This window comes from Aggregatibacter actinomycetemcomitans DSM 8324 (genome assembly GCF_000372365.1).
Lineage (GTDB): Bacteria > Pseudomonadota > Gammaproteobacteria > Enterobacterales > Pasteurellaceae > Aggregatibacter > Aggregatibacter actinomycetemcomitans.
The window spans coordinates 169,761-188,929 of record NZ_AQUU01000001.1; the positions used below are offsets into that span (position 1 = coordinate 169,761).

Below are 19,169 nucleotides of genomic sequence, written 5' to 3' on the forward strand. Positions count from 1 at the left end.
GTTGTTATCATAAGAAGGCGAAATTTTTTTGCAACCCTTTCTTCACTTCTAACCGACAATTTGTCAGCCACGTTTTTTTATGTTGAATGTCATCAGGACGCTTGCAATAGGCTGTCAATAAAGGAAAATCCCGATCCCCGTTTAATTTCATCAAGCGCCGAATAGCGGGCAAAGCAAACGCCAACGGCAGGAAGAAATCGGCAAAATCCGCCAAGCATTGCCAGTCGGCTTCATTGAGCGACCAATCCGTTTCGGTTCCGACAAATTGTGTCGCCAGCGGGTGCAATGAAAGGGGCAGATTGCGTGTAAATTGTTGTTCCGCCTGTTGCACCAACGCCCGTCCTCGCTCCGTCAGCGGGCACAATGCCACTACGGAATAACAGCCGCTGCCCGCATCTTTGCTTTCGCTGAAATGCACCAAAATAAAACCGCACTTTTGCCAAAACGCCAGCAGCTCGGGGGTGTAACCGAAACTGACGGAAAGGAAATCCACCGCACGTTGTTGTTTAACCTGTTCAATTAAACGCTGCCCCAGTCCCCGCTGCTGCCAGTTGGGTTGCACGGCGATACGGGAAATGCGCAATGAGCGTAATTTGCACGCCTGTTCCAATCCCGCCTGAAAACATAACATTTGCGCCACCAAATTACCACGTGGACGACGTTGTCCGCGCCGAATTTGACGAATTAATACGTCGTCACCAAATTCGCCCTCCGGCACCGCCCACACACAACCCAACAAGACCTCCTGCGTCTGCGCAAGATAAAATTGTTGTCGCGGCGCATCCAATAATCGACGTAAATCCAACGGCGAGGTACGGTAATGCGCCAAGGTCAGCAAGCCATAAACCGATTCGATTTGATAAGGCGGAATCTGTTCTTCGTAAACAATCTGAATCTGTTTGGCAAGGTTGGCATCGTAACGCGGTTGCGTCAGACGATCTTCGCAATCACACAACAACAATTCATCAATAAAGCGCTCCAGTTTGTCATCCGCCTGCCAACGTAACGGGCTGAACAATTCAAAATGCCGTAAAGTGCGGTCGGTTTTCGCCATAAATTTTAACAAGAAGCCCCTGCCCGTGCCTTCGTAGCTGTGAATGGTGGTCGTCAGCACAATGCGTTTAAAGGCGGTCGTTAAACCAAACAGCGTATCCAACGGGATCATCGCCGCTTCGTCCACAAACAACCAATGATCCGAGAACGGTCGCAGGTCTTCGTCAATCTTTCGACGCAGTTCATCAGGCGGCATAAAGGGGATTTCCGCACCGGAAAATTCATTGAAAATCTTGACCACACTTTTGTTCGGCGCCGTCAATAGAACGGGCTTATTTGCCGCTAATTGCTGTTTGGCGAACAAGCCCGCCAAAGCGGATTTTCCCCGCCCGCGCTTTGCCGTAACGATTAACATCTCCGCATCAGATTTCGCCATTTGCCGCAATAAATGGGCTTGTTCCTGGGTCGGTTGGTGTTGTTCTGAAAGCAACTTTTCAATCTTAGGGAAAACGAGCGCAGACGGCAAATGTTGATAAATGGGGAAGCTGTATTTCCGGATTTTTTCTTGTAGAAAAGCAATAAAGTGCGGTGTGTTTATCGGGTGTTTTTCACTACTCCAACGCAGGCTGTCGCCGTCGGGTTGTGCCGCCAAATCCTGCCACTCATTGAATAACAGCAATAATGTGCCGCCTTCCGACAGCGCACCGGCGGCAATAGCGAAGGCATCTAAATGAATGCCTTGGCGCCCATCATAAATGAGCGCGGGGAATTCGCTGCCGAGCAGATTTTTACTTTTGCTAAAAGGGAAATGAGGTTGAGCAGGAAAGTGCGGCAAAACACCGCCAATCCACACCGCACTTTTCAGGGTAGGAAAGTATTCCCATTGGCGCGCTAACGTGGCATCGTCTCCAACAAGGAGAATTAGCTGCCGCGCCATGCTTTACCAACCCCGCGAATACGGATCCGTCCAATCTACATTGATATTTTTATTGCTTTTATAGAGCGGTTCGCTTTCTCCGCGAATTTGGCGTTCAATAGATTCTCGTTGCGTGTGAAAACGGCGAAACGCGTCATCTATCGTTTGTCGTTGCTTTTGCACTTGGTTTTCAACAGAACGACTGTCGCCCGCTAAGCCTTGCCGGCGTTTGCGTTCGTTGAGGCGATCACGAAAACGCCGTTTCAAATCACGGCATTCAAATTCACGAATGTTATTCACATCGTGATTGAGTTGTTGATACTTAAATTGAAAATAATCGTAAGAAGACTGATCGTCAAAAATCGTGCGTGCCGACGCTTTGCCCACAATCTTCGCCAACTCGTCATTGATCATATCTTTTAATAGTCGTTTTTCAAGGGCGGTAACACGTTCATCCGATTGCTTACCCAGTTCCGGCAACAAACAATATTCCAGGTTATTTTTGGCTAAAACGAATTTTTCCATGTCTTCCGTAGAAATTTTGTATCTTGGATCCTGATATTTCGGTTCATGCGTGCGGCGGGTGCTGAAAACAGCATGTTCTTCATCATCATACTGCACGGAAGGGGTCGGATAACCGGGTTCAAATTGCGGATAAGGATAATAACCCGCGCAGGCGGTTAAAATAGAAATCGGTAAAACAAGTAAGTATTTTTTTAACATGATATTCCTTCAGGTTGAAAATAGATGAATTATTGCCTCGCTGCAGCAACCTTAAAAGTCTGAATTATGTGTAACCATATATGGCTTTTAATGGCAACTGAAGCAAGAATGCCCGTTTGACCCTGATTTTCCGAAATAGTTTTACGCATTCCGACTTTTTCTTACTTCTCGCTCAGATACGGATCGACAAAGCCAAGCCCCATCATAATTTGCGTTTCCAGGCTTTCCATTTCCTCCGCTTCGTCATCTTCAATATGATCATAACCGAGTAAATGCAAACTACCGTGCACCACCATGTGTGCCCAATGCGCAATTAGCGGTTTCTCTTGCTCTTGGGCTTCGCGTTCCACCACTTGACGGCAAATCACCAAATCGCCCAATAGCGGCAGCTCCACTTCATCAGGGCATTCAAAAGGGAAAGACAGCACATTGGTGGGGTGATCTTTGCCACGATAATTGAAATTTAATGCGTGGCTTTCCGTTTCGTCCACAATGCGTACGGTCATCTCAACTTCCCCGCTTTGCGGTTGCACTGCCGCTGTTGCCCATTGTTCAATTTGCGCCGCCGTCGGCAAGCCACTTTCATCTGCGCTGGCGATTTGTAAATCAATAATCATCTTACCCATGTTGTTACCCTAAATTCATTGCCATTTCCGACCGCACTTTGCATGACTTTACAGCAATATATAGAAAGTGGATAAAAAAGTAGCAGACAATATAGCACAATTTGTATCGAAAGAGACTAGACGCAATAAAATTGATTTTCCATAAATATACTTTTTTAGAAAAACAATAAAATTTGATTTAGTTAAGTTAAAAAAGCGTAAAAAATACGACTTTCCTACAAGGAAAAAAGAAATAAATCGCGACATCTCTAAATCCACACATATTTAAGTGTTTTTTGTAATTAAAGTTAAAAGTTGTAAATTTACTGTAAAATCAATAGAAAAAGCAGAGAATGCTCATTTACAATAATACCTAAGGCATTGTGATTAAAAGAATTTCAATAATCAAAATACATATCCATATATAGCGAACTTATTATTCTAAAAAACTTGCATTTTAATTTTTCAGGACTATAACACCACTCGTTTATTTAATTCCACAGGCTTATTAAATAAATGACATTAAATCCAAACTCAAGGATTCTTGAATTTTATTTTCTATAAACAACAATAGGAGCATTAAGACAATGTTAAATACTTTAACTACTAAAGCATACATCAAAGCAGCTGAAGCAATCCGTTCTTTCAGAGAAAATCAAGCAGGTGTGACTGCAATTGAGTACGGTTTGATCGCTATTGCTGTTGCTGTATTAATCGTTGCAGTATTCTACAGCAACAATGGTTTTATCGCTAACTTGCAAAGTAAGTTTAATAGTTTAGCTAATACAGTTAACAGTGCAAATGTCACTAAGTCATAAGTAACAACTTAAATATTAAATACAAGCTTAAAACTAGCAAAATAGAATAGCCCTTATTGGTAGGGCTATTCGCTGCTTTATTTTGAAATTAATTATGATGGATTTACTGGATTACTTTTATCGTCAAGTAGTCTTTTTTTCGTATAAGTTTTACAGAAATCGACAAGGGATTACTTCTGTTGAGTATGGGCTGATTGCTGTGGCTATTGCCGTTTTTGTAGTCGCCATCCTGGTCGGGGATAACAGCTTTATTAGCGCATTGTCAGGCAAGTTCTCGGATTTAGCGACCACTGTCTCTGGCGCCATAGTTAGCAAAAGTAGCTAAGAAAAATGATAAAAAATGAACTGGTTTATTAATGCTTTAGTAATCATAATGCTCTTGCTGCTGATTACTTTATCTATAACTGATATTCGTTCTCGGCTTATTAGTAACCGAGTCGTTTTATTTCTGTTACTCGTCATTATTCCGTTCAGTTTATTAAAATATCAGACTATCTTTGTTATTCCCGCCTTATGTACACTTATTATCGGATTTTTACTATTTTCTTTGCGCTTCATAGGTGCAGGAGATATTAAGCTTGCTTCAGTGCTAATGTTAGCCGTTCCAAGCGACGAAGTTTTTTCTTTTTTCTTCTTTACAACATTTGCCGGATTGGGACTAATTATTATCGGTTGGTTATTTTTCCGTAAATCAATTAAAGAAAACGGATTGCCTTATGGCGTAGCAATAAGCCTTGGCTTTATGATAAACCTAGCTCTATCAAACTAATCTTGATAAGCAAAAACTTTACTTTGTTAAAATTTAATTAAGGGTAAAAAATGAATTACAGAACGCTCTTGATCATTTCAGTGCTTACGCTAGCGGTTGGCATTGGTGGCATTATGTTTATGCCAACATTTGACAACACTGAAAATCAACAAACAATAATAAATAATCAGCCGGTTCCGGAAGCTGAGAAAAAACCGGAAAAGCTAATTTTAACAGCCGAGTTAAAGAATGACGTAAGCAAAGGTCATTTATTACAGGCAGATGATTACATTTTAAATGAGATTTCTGTCCCTGAAGACAGTGCACTAGTCGACAATGACCTAAGAGAGGCTACGACTAAAAATGGTATTCAGGGATTACAAGGCTATTTAATGGCAGAAAATGTCAGAGCTGGTTCTTTTCTATCCAACAAATCTATTATCTCTCCGAATGATCCTAGATTCTTTACATCCAGCCTAGATCCGAATCAAGAAGTTGCATATCGCATCTATGTTAAATCTGGTGATGATTACATTCTAAATACTATTTTAAGTGGAGACTATGTTGCTATCTATAGCCAACAAATTGCTTCAGATTCGCGCAACACTTATGATCGTAAAGATTTAGTTAAAATTTTAGGTAAAGTATTGGTTTTACAAGCAAGAAACTTTACTCAATCAACAGAACAAGGTGCTCCTGAAGCTGAAAAGGCAGCAGACGGGATTCCAAACAATCAAGAATATGCTGGTTATGTAGCACTAAAGATAACTGCTGAACAAGCAAAAAAATTCTATTCACTGGATAGAGAATCAAAGTTAGTCATATTACCTGCCGAAAATAATACTCAAGAAGTTGATTCACGCGGTGTATTCATCAGAAAATTAAGAGGTCAATAAGATGCAAAATTGGAATCATACTTTTGGCAAAAAACAATTAATATGCTGTGCAGTTCTCGGGGCAGTGTTCTCATTAAATGCGTACGCACAAAATTTCTCTCTAGATAAAGGTGCAACCCAGTTGGTTCAAACAAAAGAAAAGATCGACACTATTTTCGTCTCTTCACCAAATATTGCCGACTATGAAATTTTAGACGACAACACCTTTATTATCTACGCAAAGGAGGAAGGTAGAACAGAAGTTACTGCTTTCGGAGCAGATGGTCGTCCCTTAACATCCGATACTGTTAATGTTGATTCTGTTGTGACCAGTATTGCAGACACGAATAAACAACTTAAAAGCCGTTTCCCAAATACTAATCTATCTGTAAAAAAAGTAGGCAAGGCTTATGTAATTGAGGGAAAAGCCCGTTCTCAAGAAGAAAGCGATGAGGTTCGCAGAATTGTAGGAGAAGCTTTAGGAAGTGGTAGAAAGGTTACTGAAACAAAATTAGGAGAAGACTCTTTACCATTCTTAGACAAATATCATTACGATGGTGTCGTTGATAACGCAAATATTGCCGATACAACCCAAATTAATGTGAAGCTTTCTGTTGTAGAGGTAAATAAAAAACTTTCTGAGGCAATGGGCATTAACTGGAGCCACGTTGCCGGTAGTGGTCCATTAGTCGGAGGTAACTTCGGTTTCGGAGGTGGATTCAATGGAAATCAAGGTGTATTACGTTTAGATGCGAAAGGTATTTCTGCCTTTATTAATGCTTTAGATAACCAAAGTAATGGTAAAGTTCTGGCCGAACCGAACATTTCTATGTTATCCGGTGAAACTGCCGATATCTTAGTGGGGGGTGAAATCCCATTTGCACAGCGGGATAGAGATGGTTCACCAACAATTATCTATAAGGAGTTTGGGATAAAACTCGCTGTTGCGGCTAAATTGCAAAAAAATAATCGTATTCGTTTAGCCTTAGATCAAACAGTGAGCACTATTGCAGGTAACTATAACTTTGATGGAATCGGGAATATTCCGTTCTTTAATACCCGTAAAGCAAAATCTTTATTTGAAGTAGCTAACGGAGAAAGTTTTATTATCGGTGGCTTATTCAGCTCAAATGACCTTGAAGGTATAAACAAAGTTCCTCTTTTAGGAGACATCCCAATTTTAGGTTCTTTCTTCCGTAGTGCAACAACTGAGCGCGATAAAAAAGAGTTAGTTATCGTGGCAACAGTAAATGTAGTAAAACCGGTAAATGAAAAAGATGTTGTTTACCCTGATTTTGAAAAAACCGGAACAATGGAAAGATTCTTCCATACGACTCCGTTAAAGAATGTTTATTACAAAACATTAACATCTAACTTCTTAAAAAATAGTGGGTTCATACAATGAGAAAATTAGTTATTACGGCCTCCATTGCATTGGCCTCAATTACCGCCCCGGTAACAACATTTGCAATCAGTGAATTTGTTAACGATACGACTGTTGCACAACCGGTACAAAATAGTGAATTTAATCGTACACAGTTAGTCGATCGTTATGTATTACCAGATTACTCTAATGTCAGTTATAGTAATTTATTTAATTCCGTTATTCGTGATATAGGTAGTAACAACCAAAAGCAAATCAATATAATTTGGCGTGATGCTACGGCAAAGAAAGCCGCAATGACAATTCGTACAAAATTGATTAAAAATGGTATTGCCTCTAAATCTATTTACTTAGAGAAAAAAGCACATAAAGCAAAAACATATCCAATCTATATTGAAGTAGCTCAAATTGCGCCCAAACCGGCACCTTGTGCATATCGTACCGGAGAAGTAGTTTTTTGGAATTCTAATGAGACTTCTTGTGCACTTAAAAGTAATCAGCGTGTTCAATTGAAGTATTAATAGAAGGTATTTTTTATGTTATTACTAGATCAAGAAACAATCACGGCAGACAGTGCTCGCACTATTACTATAGTGTCAAGCCGTGATGATATCCAAGGTGAAGTTGCACAAATTCTACGTACTCGCGGTCTTGAAAATATTGAGATTGTTAAAAAGGATTTTTTCACCTCATCTGATGAAATTTCATTTTCAGCAGAAGACACTGTAGGGGTTATTATTGATATCACACATGAGACTAACATAAAGACTATTGTCGAACGAGTTTTTAGTATAGTACCACAAAATGTATGGTGTTGTGTTATCGGTGATAGTGACTCCATCTCTTTATCACAAAAACTACTAGATGAGGGCATCCTTTACTTTAATTCGCATACTCAGTTAAGTCAGATGGTTGAGAAAATCATTTTAGGTGTTGATATCCCTCGCTTAAGAGATACTGTTAAAATTGCTGTATTAAGTTGTAAAGGTGGTATTGGCGCAAGTTTAATTAGTTCACATATTGCTAATGAGATTGTGTCAAGTAAAAAAATTCCAGTGCTATTAGCCCAAGGCCCTAATGGTTCTCAAGATTTAGATTTATTATTTGATAAAAAGCTATCAGGTAATGTTATTGAATATACTCCGAATTTAGACATATTTAACGGGAGTCTATTTGAGCTAACACCTGCGGCGACTGAAAAATACAATTTTATTATCTACGATCAACCTATCTATAATGTTAAGAAGGATAATTTCATCGGTTTTTTAGAAAACTATAATAGTTTCGTATTAGTTGTAGAAAGAAGAATTGGTTCATTACGTTTAGCTAAGCAGTTCCTAGATGAATGCGAGCGCATCCGTAGCACTTCAAGAAAACCAATTCGTACTTTTGTCTGTATTTCTGATAATCGAATGGAATCAGCTAAGTTAATGGCCAAAAATGATATAGAAACTTTAATTGGTTCTTCAATAGATGCCGTAATACCGTATATTAAAAACACTAATACAAAAACCGTATTAGGTATTAACTTAGGTCGTGATGGTAAAAAGGAAATTAATTCATTAATGTTAAAGGTTATTGGTGCAATATCTCGCAGTAGTAAGCCGAAAGAAAAACAGAGTTTATTTTCTTCATTTTTTTCAAAACTCATTAAACAGTAAATAGTGGCTAAACATGCTGACCAAACAACAAAAAATCTTACTTAGAAGTGAAGTACTAAGCAATCTTGATATTGAAAAGATTGATGAACTTCAAAGTGAAAGAAGCTCACTGGTAAACGAACTGGTTCAGATTGTTAATCGTGTTGCCAATAAAAGCGGTGCTTATTTGACCTCAGCCGATACTCTAGTTATGGCTGAAATTGTTGCTGATGAGATTGAGGGTTATGGACCATTACGAGATCTCATGGCTGACGATACTATAAATGATATTTTAGTTAATGGTCCTAATGACATCTGGGTTGAACGTGCTGGTATTCTGGAAAAAACTGATAAAGAATTCGTTAGTAATGAACAATTAACTGATATTGCAAAAAGGTTAGTTGCTCGGGTTGGTCGCCGTATTGATGATGGTAGTCCACTAGTGGACTCCCGACTACCTGATGGCAGCCGTTTAAATGTTGTTATTGCACCGATTGCATTAGATGGCACATCAATTTCTATTCGTAAATTCAGTAAGAATAAAAAAACATTGCAAGAGCTTGTAAATTTTGGTTCTATGACTCGCGAAATGGCGAATTTCTTAATTATTGCTGCCAGATCTCGGGTAAATATAATTGTGTCAGGTGGTACAGGATCCGGTAAAACAACCTTACTTAACGCGCTATCTAACTATATTTCCCATACCGAACGTGTCATCACACTAGAAGATACTGCCGAACTGCGTTTGGAACAGCCTCATGTTGTACGCCTGGAAACGCGTTTAGCCGGCGTTGAGCATACAGGCGAGGTTACTATGCAAGACTTAGTAATAAATGCATTGCGTATGCGTCCTGAGCGTATTATTGTGGGTGAGTGCCGTGGTGGAGAAGCATTCCAAATGTTACAAGCAATGAATACCGGTCACGATGGTTCTATGTCAACGTTGCACGCGAATAGTCCTCGCGATGCAACATCTCGCTTGGAAAGTATGGTTATGATGTCGAATGCATCCCTACCGTTGGAGGCAATTCGCCGTAATATTTCTTCAGCAGTAAACATAATAGTGCAGGCGTCCCGCTTAAACGATGGTTCAAGAAAAATTATGAATATCACTGAAGTTATGGGAATGGAAAACGGTCAAATCGTTTTGCAAGATATATTTTCCTATAAGGCAAGTAAATATCGTGATAAAGAGGGTAAAATTCTTGGCGAGTTTATTAATCACGGACTACTAACCCGTTCTGCTGTATTCCAAAATGCTCAAGTATTCAATCTGAGTGCTGAACTACAAAGTATCTTCGGAGAAACTGAGTAATGAATTATTATTTGTATTATGCCGTCCTGACAATAGGTGGGCTGTTATTTATATATACTTTAAGTAGTTGGTTTTCTACTAAAAGAAAAATTAATGAGTATGATACCTCTGTAAGTAGAACAACAAGTTTTTTTAAGAGCCTCAAATCGAAAGTTAGTTTATGGTATTATCACTTTACTAAAGGTGATAAAAAAAACTTGATTCGTAATATTGCTATAAGTTGTTTTATTTTCTTTGCTTTTTTTGTAATTAATGTTGCTTATATTCATATTGACCGATTAGTATTTTGCTTAATTTTTCTTGTTGGATTTGTTTTGTTTATTTGGAAACTTGGTCAGTACCGTAATAAAAAAACATTCAACGCAATGTTTCCGGAGGTAATTCAGATTCTCAATGCAGCGGCGACTTCAGGTGCTGGTTTATTACAAGCATTAGAACGTTGCGGTAAGGATCTTACCGGTCAATTAGGTGAGGAGTTTAAGAGTATCCATAAGCGTATTGCAATAGGCGAGGATCCTGTTTCAGTTTTTGAAGACAGCTATGATCGTTACCCATATAAGGAATTCTATTTCTTCATAACTATTGTACGCACCAACTTAAGTAAAGGCGGACAGATACGCGAGGTTATTTCCCGTTTAGGTCGTGTAATTGCCGATAGCAATAAAATGGAGAAGAAAAAGAAAGCAATGACATCAGAGGCTAGAATGTCAGCTATAATTGTAGCGTGTTTTCCTGTCGGTTTCTTTTTCTTTATGCAGTTTGCTATGCCGGAAAACTTTGATTTCTTAATTAATGACCCTACCGGTAGATACGTGCTTTATTATGTTTTTGGCAGTGAACTTTTCGGTATGGGAATCATTTGGTGGTTGATGAGGAAGTCAACATGATGATTAAACTATTATTATCTTATGCGCTATTAACGATTTTTGGTATTATTGTATTGTTTGCCGCACTTTCAGCCAGAAAAAAATTCCAATATAGAAAGGAAGTTATTACTGGAGAAAGACCTAAGGATCAAGATAGTGACGAAGTAGCCAAAAATAAGAGCAAACAGCAAATTGAACTTGAACTATTACTAATTAATAATAATCCTATCTTAAAAGTACTCGGAATTATTGATAAAAATATAAAAGTAAAATTGTTGATCATGCTTTTGCTTTTTGGAGTTTACTATCTTTATTCACTTACTGATGAAACTACCGACAGTTCATCTCTGTTACTTGGCTTTCTAACTATATTAATAATAACTATTGTTATTCCTGGGGTTTTAATTGGTTCTATTTTAAAAGCTAAAATTAAAAAAATCATGAATGATTTAGCCGGATTCATTGATTTAGTGGCTGTTAATGTACAGACCGGGATAAGTATTGAGGCCGCACTAAAACAGGTTGCAACTGACTTTAAAACATTAAATCCTGATCTGACTTATGTTATGTTACGTATTATTCGTAAATCCGAAATTACTGGTATGTCACAAGCATTACAGGATCTCTCTGTGTCTTTACCAACAACAGAAATCAGGATGTTTTGCACTGTAATGCAGCAAAGTCTGAATTTTGGTTCCTCTATTTATCATCAATTAATTCAACTATCGACTGATATTAGAGAAATTCAATTATTAGCTATAGAAGAAAAGCTTGGTACGCTGTCAGCAAAAATGAGTATCCCTTTGATTCTATTTATTATGTTTCCAATTATTATTTTAATTCTAGCTCCAGGCGTAATGAGGGTATTTCCACATGTATTCTAAATCTCTTAAAAATGTTCTATTATGCGGCATGATCTTATCTGTTACTGCATGTTCTGCTGTACTAAATAAAAAACCATTAAGTGCTGATAAATTAGCTGCTAAAGAAGCACTTTATCAGAGCACTAACAACAACGATGCGTTAATCACTATGTATCGTGATGGACTTAAAAATAAAGAAGATCCTCTCACGCGTTATAAATTATCTGAAATTTATTACAAGAAAGGGGACAGTAATTCATCTCTACTCTACTTACAGCCGTTGCTAACAAACAGCGGGCAGTTAAGTGAAAGGGCCAAAATTCTACAAGCACGAAATTTAAATCAACTTAAGCGTTATCAAGAAGCGTTGGAAGTCGAAAACAGCTTATTAACAACATCTCCCAAAAACGGTGAAGTTTATAATCTTCGTGGAGTGACTTATGCCTTAATGGGAAATCCTAATAAAGCCAACGAAGATATAAATAAAGCTCGCGAGTATTTTTTAAACGATGCTGTGGCGGTAAACAATCTTGCTATGCTAAGTATCGTCAACGGAGATTATCGTAATGCCGTTTCCTTATTATTACCTCAGTATTTAAATGGGGTTAGGGAACAGCGTTTAGTACACAATCTAATCTTTGCTTTAATCAAAAATAATGACATTGATTACGCAAAAGATATTATTGTGAAGGAAAACATTAATACATCTCCCGATGATTTGATTAATGCGCTCAAAAAAACTGAACGCGTATCTAATAATATCGCCAGATAAAAAAAGGTTCTATAATGGAAAAATTCCTATCAAATAAGAAGGGAGCATCGACCGTTGAGTTTGCCTTGACGGTTGTATTTTATTTCTTTGTCGTATTCCTAATTCTAGAATTCTGTCGTATATCTATTACAACTGCGTACTGGGACTTGGCTATCACTGAAAGTGCAAGAATTGCTAAAAATAGAACTGCAGAGGGTAATGATTATGCGGTAGAATTTGAGAAAGCTCTAAAACAACAGCTTGTTTATCAAGAATCTTCAACTATAGGTTATCTCGCTCGTTTAGACAAAAATGGTGGTTACAAGATTGATGTTAAATATGTCGACTGCGATAGCGGAAGGTCTTGTATCCAGTCTTTATTGGATAGTAAATTTAGAGAACCTAAGAAAGATAAAGAAGGAAAGATTATACCTCCCAATGGTCGGTTAGCAACATTGGCTGTATATTCATTGACCTACAATTATGAATTTCTGGTTTCACTGCCATTTTTACCTAAAGATAGTGTTGGCGGTTTGTTATCGCGCAAATTTGTAGCTGTGCAAGAATTTAATAGATCTAAATTCCAGTATCCCAGCAGGTCAAATAAATAATCTGGCAGTTTATGATCATTTAAAGCACGAGTAATATAATCACAGATGGTTAATCACTGGTATAAAACATGAAAAAAAACATTCTCACTAATACTAAAAAATTTTTTCATAATAAAAGGGGCGCAGTTAGTCTTGAATTCCTTTTTATGCTTATACTTTTAGTATTTATTTTCGCTTTTTTAACAGACTTAGTTATTGTTCGTACGACCCAAGGGAAACTGGACAATGCCTCATATTCACTAGTCAATGTTCTTCGTGAACGTAATCAGCTATACAATGATAACGGAAGCGAACCACTAAAAAATACTGATTTAACTGAGTATCAACAAATGGCAAAACTTATTTTATTTGGAGACAAAAATAGTCCAAACACAGTCGGTGTTACCATTGAACACTGGACAGAGAAAAAAAGTACTGAAACGTTAACAAACCTAAACACCTGCCAGCCTTATCGTAAGTTGGATAATAATCTATCTTATTTGTCGCCACGCTCAGAAGCAGCGAACCCTGACAACCAAAGAAAAATTCCACTATATCAGGTAACACTTTGTGTTGAAGCAGGTAGCTTTTTTAAAAATTTAATAACACGCAAAGAAAACCAGTCATTTGGTATGCTAAGTTCCTCTTCACTGGCAGTTGCTCGATAATCTAAGGAGAGCTTTATGAAAAGAAATTTTAATCTAACTGCTAAATTGTTTAGCACTGTTAAACAATTTTTGCAAAATGAACATGGTGTATACACCATAATAACAGCCCTGCTTGCTTTCCCATTGCTACTGTTCGTTGCTTTTACCGTTGATGGCACGGGGATATTGTTAGATAAGGCCCGCTTGGCACAAGCAACGGATCAAGCGGCATTACTTTTAATTGCTGAAGATAACCAATACCGGAAAAATAAAGACCACTCCGATGTAAAAAGACAAAATGTCTCTCAACAAGAAATTGAACGTGAAGGTAGAGATTTTTCAAGCGCAAAAGTCCAAGCTCAGTGGAAAAAGCGTAACCAAGAGTTAGTACAAGGGTTAGTTAAACTTTATTTGCGTTCTGATGATAGCAAGGGTCAAAAAAACAGTTCCCCGGTAACGATTAAAGAACCATTCCTGGCAGAGTGTTTAGAAGAAAAAACTCAGCCGAAAAATAAAAATGGCACAGCAAAATCCATTGCCTGTGTGGTACAAGGTTCTGTGCAACGAAAATTCTGGTTACCCTGGGGTCAAACTTTGGTGAGTAGTAGTCAGCTATATGACGGAAGAGTAGGAATTAATTCGGGTAAAACTTACGCTGTTAAAGAGAAACAAATAACGATCCCAATTGATTTAATGATGGTTACCGATTTGTCCCGTTCAATGATGTGGGCTATTAACGCCACTGGGAACAACCCTCCTGAAGTCAACTATCCAAATAGAAGGATTGATGCACTAAGGGAAGCCGTTGAAGGGATTGAAAAGATTTTGTTACCAGCACAAAACAAAGGCGATGTAAGTCCTTATAATCGAATGGGTTTCGTCTCCTTTGCTGCTGGTACCCGCCAAAGAGATGAACTTACTAACTGTGTTCTTCCATACTATGTTAAATCTGAAGACAAAAAAAGGGAGATATCTGCTAAATTTAAGAAGGGTTATAATGGTGGTAACCATATTGCTAAGGGATTTGAACTGCTTGATAGGGATCTAGATATACCGAAAACTATTGATCAGATTAGCCAATTTGATGGGCAAAAAAGAACTTATGATTTCACTCTAGACAGTAAAACAAGCCGGAATTATTGCTTAGAAGATAACGTTAATAAAAAAACAACCCAGGCATGGTTTGATAAGAATAACCGAGCAGTGGCTAGTGCGTTAAAACAAATCATACCTCGAGGTGGAACAGCAGTTACATCAGGTATTTTTATTGGCACAAATCTTATGATGGAGAAAAACAAGGATTTTGAAGCTATGCCAAATAAAATTGGTACAAATACCCGACGTATACTTATGATATTATCCGACGGGGAAGATAATATACCATCTAAAGATACATTAGTTAAGTTAATGGAGGCAGGGTTATGTACTAGAGTTAAAGAAAAAATTGATGGTTTACAAGATTCTAACTACCCTAAAGTAGAAACCCGAATTGCCTTTGTAGCATTTGGTTTCAACCCGCCTCAAAAGCAGCAAGAAGTCTGGAAAAAGTGTGTTGGTGATCAATATTACTCAGTCTCCAGTAAACAGGCACTGTTTGATGCTTTCAAACAAATCATCAGTTTTGAAGAAGAAGTAGGTCGTTCATCTTCACAAAAACCGAAATTGTTCCAATAAAGTATGTAAATAATAAAATTAAAACCGTCTTTTACTCAAAAAAGACGGTTTTCTTTTACCCTTACATACGATTAAAAAAATGACCTCATCACAAAAGCTAATCAGCTAAAATCACAAGGAACAACCTGACTTTTCAAAGGGCAAATAATTTTTCCACGTTTTTGAACATTAAAAACGCCGGTAAAAGCAACCGCACTTTAAATAACACATAATATTCTGGACTTTACCCCGATATTTCCCTATAATCGCGCCTTAATTCTACGCTCACACCGCCCCCATAGCTCAGTCGGTCAAGAGCAGTCGACTCATAATCGATTGGTCACAGGTTCAAGTCCTGTTGGGGGCACCAACATATTAATCCATACTACTTCACTCTGATTCAAGTCAAACCAAAACCACTTATAAATTAACATATTTAATCATTTCCATAGTGTATTATGCTTTTTTTGATTCATTTTAGTTTTACCTTTAGTACCTGATATAGTACCCTATCAGGGGAATTTAGTGATTTTCTAGGTACTAAAAATAGGCATAGTAGATAAAAGAGTTGGTTTTACCAACTCTTTCTATTTAGAAAATCCTTAATAAACACTATTTTACGCCTCCTTGTTAAACCATTATGCACAGTTAATTTTTGTTTTAATTCTTTAAATAATCCCTCAAGCCGATTAGTGGTTTTTTCAATGTTTAAATCAGCATATTGTTCAAACGTAAATAAGTAATTCATATATCGCTTTTGAGCTCCTATACGCACTTCTGACATTATGGTGTTTATAAGGGAAATAACCCTTTTCATTCGGCTTGTCCGAGCGTTCCGTCAAAAACGTTTGATGATTCCGATACCACAAATAGAGCCGGACATAAAAGTCATTTTTATGGCTATTTTTTAAGTGTCCTGACGAGTACCTTTAAGGCTTTCCCCGCCTCAGATTGATGCTTATTACGCAATGCCCTCATGGCGATTGCTACCATATGAAATTAGCACATTTGTATCGGTGTGTTGAACAAATCCTTTAATACTCCCCGTCTACCGTCGCAGGTAATCAATTGAATAACATAACCTTTTTCTCTTAGCCGATTAAATGCCATTTTATAATAAATGTCTTTTTCGGTTTTCACGATTTGGTGATAAATCACTTTTCCCGACAACGAATCTAACAGCACAAGCACACCGAAATCCCGACCAAAGAAGGTGACGTCGGCAAGGATATTCAATTGACGTTGTTGAGGAGGATTTAGCGTGGTTTTAAGCGCTTTATCAAGATAACGTTGGATGACAGTGATATTTTTCGGCTAATTTTTTGTAGGTTTGTTTTCCCTTCTCATAATCTTCCCAAATTTGGATTGGATTAAGTTTACTTTTGAAAGAAAACACTTTATTGCAGTGCGGGCATTTATAGCGCTAAAGATGATTTTGTGTGCCATACTTTTGAAGCGGGCTATGTTGGCAAAAAATGCATTTTTTTGTTCATAAATTCAAAAAAGTGGGTTAAAGCCTCGTGCTATAAAGTCTTAACCCACTTTTTACCAACTATTTTGTCTACTATGCCAATAAAACTTCTGACGCGTATAATGGGACCTCAATCGTAAATCCATCATCAGTTTACGGGTTTTATCACGCCCTATTTTCTACCCCATTTGCCATAATGTCCAAGTTAACCGACGTGAACCGTAAATTTCCCTATTCTCTGGAAGCAGACAGATAATTTTCGTTTGAATGTCCTGATACGCTCTAATTCGATTTGGCTTTCTTACAACTAAACAGAGTGGAACGATGAATCTCAAAATAACATCCAATTTGTCTGACGTTATACCTTGTCGCTTTATTATTCAGCGTTACAATGCCGACGTGCTGACTAATTCATTTTGCTGACCTGGAATATGATATGATTTTGTTTAAGCATTAAATCAACACATTGTTGTTTGAATGTTGGGTGATCATGAGGTTTTCCTTCCGCAAGTTTTAATTGGTTTATCAGACTGTTTTTTTGAGGTGTTTCTGAAAGTTAGACTGTTATATGAACATAAACAAAACACGCTCACACTATTAATAGGACAAATGTTGCGGATACGTTGCCAAAGACACCGGAATGGATTCGTACAGTTATTCTTTCGGTAATCTGATAACAGACACTAATAACCCGCCCCAAATGATGATAAGTGCAACAGCCATCATGATAATTGCGTTGGTTGACATCTTATTTTTCTCCTTGTGTTTGCGTTAAGTGTTTCCACGGCAGGCGGGAAAGCAGGAATGCGATGATCACCAAAGCGATTGCCATGCCCCAGCCGAAGGTGTTGACGAACCGGTCCGGATAGCCTTCGTAGCCTTTGGTGAGCACTTTGCCGGCTTCTTTGTATAGCATGAAAGCCAGTACACCGGTGGTGATGACGATAAAAGCTTTCCAAATCATGCCCACTTTGAAAGAGCCGGTTTCGTTTAAGTGTTCGCCCAATTCTTTTAATCTGCCGCTCATGATAATGGAAAATAAGGAGAAGAATGCTACAGCGACGATACCAAACATGTTCACAAAGTTATCCATGGTATCGAGCATCGGTAAACCGGCGGTGGTGCCAAATAAGAGCGTAGAAGCCACCATCATTGGTAAACCCACTAAAAACGTGGCATGGACGCGGCGTAGACGTAATTTGTCCTGGACGGCGGAAATAATCACTTCCAATACGGAAATAAAGGAGGTTAAGCCTGCGAAAACCAAAGAACCGAAGAATAGCACGCCTAATAATTGCCCTAATGGCGCTTGGTTAATGATGGTTGGGAAGGCAAAGAAGGCGAGACCTATACCGCCTTTTGCTACTTCGCTCACATCGTGTCCGTTGGCAGCGGCAATGAAACCTAAGGCGGAGAATACGCCGATACCGGCCAACACTTCAAAACTGCTGTTGGCAAAGCCTACCACCAAACCGGCGCCGGTTAAGTCCGATTGTTTTTTCAAATAGGAAGCATAGGTCACCATAATACCGAAACAAATGGAAAGGGAGAAGAATATTTGTCCGTAAGCGGCAATCCAGACGCTCGGGTCTTTTAATTTATCCCAATCCGGCGAGAACAGGGCATCCAACCCTTTTTCTGCGCCCGGTAAAAATAAGGAATAAACCATTAAAGTGACAAACATGATGACTAAAATTGGCATAAAAATCACAGAAGTGCGCGCAACACCTTTTTGTACACCGAGGGATAAAATCAATAAAGTAATTAGCCAAACGGCAAGTAACGGACCAACAACCGTGCCGACGAAATCCAGATTTAACGCCACTTCATCTGCCATTTTAATGTGTTCGTGCAGGAAGAAATCGACAGGGTTGCTGCCCCAGGCGGAAGTAACGGAATAATAGGTATAACTTGCCGCCCAGCCGAGGATGACGGCGTAATAAAGCCCGATGATCACGTTAATCATCACTTGCCACCAACCGAATGTTTCAAAACCGGTTTTGAGTTTGCGGTATGCCAATGGTGGAGAGGCACGGAATTTATGCCCGATGGCATAATCTAAAAACAATAACGGGATCCCTGCGGTTAATAATGCCACGATGTAAGGAATGATAAAGGCACCGCCGCCGTTTTCGTAGGTTACATAGGGAAAACGCCAGATATTGCCCAGACCGACTGCCGAACCGATAGCGGCAAAAATAAATGCCCGTCGTCCGGAGAAGGTTTCGCGTTTTTGTGTTGTGTGTGTCATACGAACACCTATGAAAGTTATAAATGAAGTTAAAAATGGAAAGGTTAAAAAAGGTTAGGC

General features: G+C 38.5%; 20 protein-coding genes and 1 tRNA gene. 15 read left to right on the forward strand and 6 right to left on the reverse strand.

What is annotated here, in order from left to right; all coding sequences use genetic code 11:
* Positions 1–7: 7 nt before the first annotated feature.
* From A3CS_RS0100855 to ybeY, 3 genes are all read right to left on the reverse strand, one after another.
* On the reverse strand, positions 8–1,930 hold the full coding sequence (locus A3CS_RS0100855) for a tRNA(Met) cytidine acetyltransferase TmcA (RefSeq protein ID WP_005588023.1): 1,923 nt from the start codon (positions 1,928–1,930) through the stop codon (positions 8–10).
* Between the two features lie 3 nt (positions 1,931–1,933).
* Complete coding sequence (locus tag A3CS_RS0100860) at positions 1,934–2,632, reverse strand: DUF5358 family protein (protein ID WP_005538955.1); 699 nt, start codon at positions 2,630–2,632, stop codon at positions 1,934–1,936.
* 161 nt (positions 2,633–2,793) lie between these two features.
* A complete protein-coding gene (ybeY, locus tag A3CS_RS0100865) occupies positions 2,794–3,258 on the reverse strand; it encodes an rRNA maturation RNase YbeY (protein WP_005538960.1) in 465 nt (154 codons plus the stop codon).
* A 566-nt stretch (positions 3,259–3,824) separates the two neighbouring features.
* Between ybeY and A3CS_RS0100870 the strand changes: the two genes are divergently transcribed.
* The 15 genes from A3CS_RS0100870 to A3CS_RS0100935 all read left to right on the forward strand — a co-directional run bounded on the left by A3CS_RS0100870 (position 3,825) and on the right by A3CS_RS0100935 (position 15,757).
* Positions 3,825–4,055: a Flp family type IVb pilin gene (locus A3CS_RS0100870; RefSeq protein WP_005588026.1), complete on the forward strand. Its 231-nt coding sequence runs from the start codon at positions 3,825–3,827 to the stop codon at positions 4,053–4,055.
* Between the two features lie 94 nt (positions 4,056–4,149).
* Positions 4,150–4,380: a Flp family type IVb pilin gene (locus tag A3CS_RS1000000111245; protein WP_080630338.1), complete on the forward strand. Its 231-nt coding sequence runs from the start codon at positions 4,150–4,152 to the stop codon at positions 4,378–4,380.
* Between the two features lie 15 nt (positions 4,381–4,395).
* Positions 4,396–4,824 (forward strand): A24 family peptidase, encoded by a 429-nt coding sequence (locus A3CS_RS0100875; protein WP_005538981.1) that lies wholly within the window; start codon positions 4,396–4,398, stop codon positions 4,822–4,824.
* Positions 4,825–4,874: 50 nt separating this feature from the next.
* Positions 4,875–5,699: a hypothetical protein gene (locus tag A3CS_RS0100880; RefSeq protein WP_005538986.1), complete on the forward strand. Its 825-nt coding sequence runs from the start codon at positions 4,875–4,877 to the stop codon at positions 5,697–5,699.
* A 1-nt stretch (position 5,700) separates the two neighbouring features.
* On the forward strand, positions 5,701–7,083 hold the full coding sequence (locus A3CS_RS0100885; protein WP_005538988.1) for a type II and III secretion system protein family protein: 1,383 nt from the start codon (positions 5,701–5,703) through the stop codon (positions 7,081–7,083).
* Complete coding sequence (locus A3CS_RS0100890; RefSeq protein ID WP_019518145.1) at positions 7,080–7,583, forward strand: RcpB; 504 nt, start codon at positions 7,080–7,082, stop codon at positions 7,581–7,583. The genes A3CS_RS0100885 and A3CS_RS0100890 overlap by 4 nt, the downstream gene beginning before the upstream one ends.
* 15 nt (positions 7,584–7,598) lie before the next feature.
* A complete protein-coding gene (locus A3CS_RS0100895; RefSeq protein ID WP_005538996.1) occupies positions 7,599–8,723 on the forward strand; it encodes a flp operon protein D in 1,125 nt (374 codons plus the stop codon).
* Between the two features lie 13 nt (positions 8,724–8,736).
* On the forward strand, positions 8,737–10,017 hold the full coding sequence (locus A3CS_RS0100900; protein WP_005546820.1) for a CpaF family protein: 1,281 nt from the start codon (positions 8,737–8,739) through the stop codon (positions 10,015–10,017).
* Complete coding sequence (locus A3CS_RS0100905; protein ID WP_005546823.1) at positions 10,017–10,904, forward strand: type II secretion system F family protein; 888 nt, start codon at positions 10,017–10,019, stop codon at positions 10,902–10,904. Before A3CS_RS0100900 ends, A3CS_RS0100905 begins: the two co-directional genes overlap by 1 nt.
* Positions 10,901–11,767 (forward strand): type II secretion system F family protein, encoded by an 867-nt coding sequence (locus tag A3CS_RS0100910; protein WP_005546825.1) that lies wholly within the window; start codon positions 10,901–10,903, stop codon positions 11,765–11,767. Before A3CS_RS0100905 ends, A3CS_RS0100910 begins: the two co-directional genes overlap by 4 nt.
* On the forward strand, positions 11,757–12,518 hold the full coding sequence (locus A3CS_RS0100915; protein WP_005546827.1) for a tetratricopeptide repeat protein: 762 nt from the start codon (positions 11,757–11,759) through the stop codon (positions 12,516–12,518). Before A3CS_RS0100910 ends, A3CS_RS0100915 begins: the two co-directional genes overlap by 11 nt.
* A 14-nt stretch (positions 12,519–12,532) precedes the next feature.
* Complete coding sequence (locus A3CS_RS0100920) at positions 12,533–13,108, forward strand: TadE/TadG family type IV pilus assembly protein (protein WP_005573848.1); 576 nt, start codon at positions 12,533–12,535, stop codon at positions 13,106–13,108.
* A gap of 68 nt (positions 13,109–13,176) precedes the next feature.
* Positions 13,177–13,755 carry a tight adherence pilus pseudopilin TadF gene (gene tadF / locus A3CS_RS0100925; RefSeq protein WP_005546830.1) on the forward strand — a complete coding sequence of 193 codons (579 nt, stop codon included), beginning with the start codon at positions 13,177–13,179 and terminating at the stop codon, positions 13,753–13,755.
* Between the two features lie 15 nt (positions 13,756–13,770).
* The gene (locus tag A3CS_RS0100930; RefSeq protein WP_005588033.1) at positions 13,771–15,408 is read left to right on the forward strand and encodes a pilus assembly protein TadG-related protein; all 1,638 of its coding nucleotides are present in this window, start codon (positions 13,771–13,773) and stop codon (positions 15,406–15,408) included.
* A gap of 271 nt (positions 15,409–15,679) precedes the next feature.
* Positions 15,680–15,757, forward strand: a tRNA-Ile gene (locus A3CS_RS0100935).
* Positions 15,758–16,386: 629 nt separating this feature from the next.
* Here A3CS_RS0100935 and A3CS_RS0100945 read toward each other — a convergent pair.
* The 3 genes from A3CS_RS0100945 to A3CS_RS0100955 all read right to left on the reverse strand — a co-directional run bounded on the left by A3CS_RS0100945 (position 16,387) and on the right by A3CS_RS0100955 (position 19,109).
* Positions 16,387–16,623, reverse strand: a complete 237-nt coding sequence (locus A3CS_RS0100945; protein ID WP_005566655.1) for a hypothetical protein — start codon at positions 16,621–16,623, stop codon at positions 16,387–16,389.
* Between the two features lie 889 nt (positions 16,624–17,512).
* Positions 17,513–17,605 carry a methionine/alanine import family NSS transporter small subunit gene (locus tag A3CS_RS1000000111255; protein WP_005577959.1) on the reverse strand — a complete coding sequence of 31 codons (93 nt, stop codon included), beginning with the start codon at positions 17,603–17,605 and terminating at the stop codon, positions 17,513–17,515.
* A gap of 1 nt (position 17,606) precedes the next feature.
* Positions 17,607–19,109, reverse strand: a complete 1,503-nt coding sequence (locus A3CS_RS0100955; protein WP_005573853.1) for a sodium-dependent transporter — start codon at positions 19,107–19,109, stop codon at positions 17,607–17,609.
* Positions 19,110–19,169: the final 60 nt, after the last annotated feature.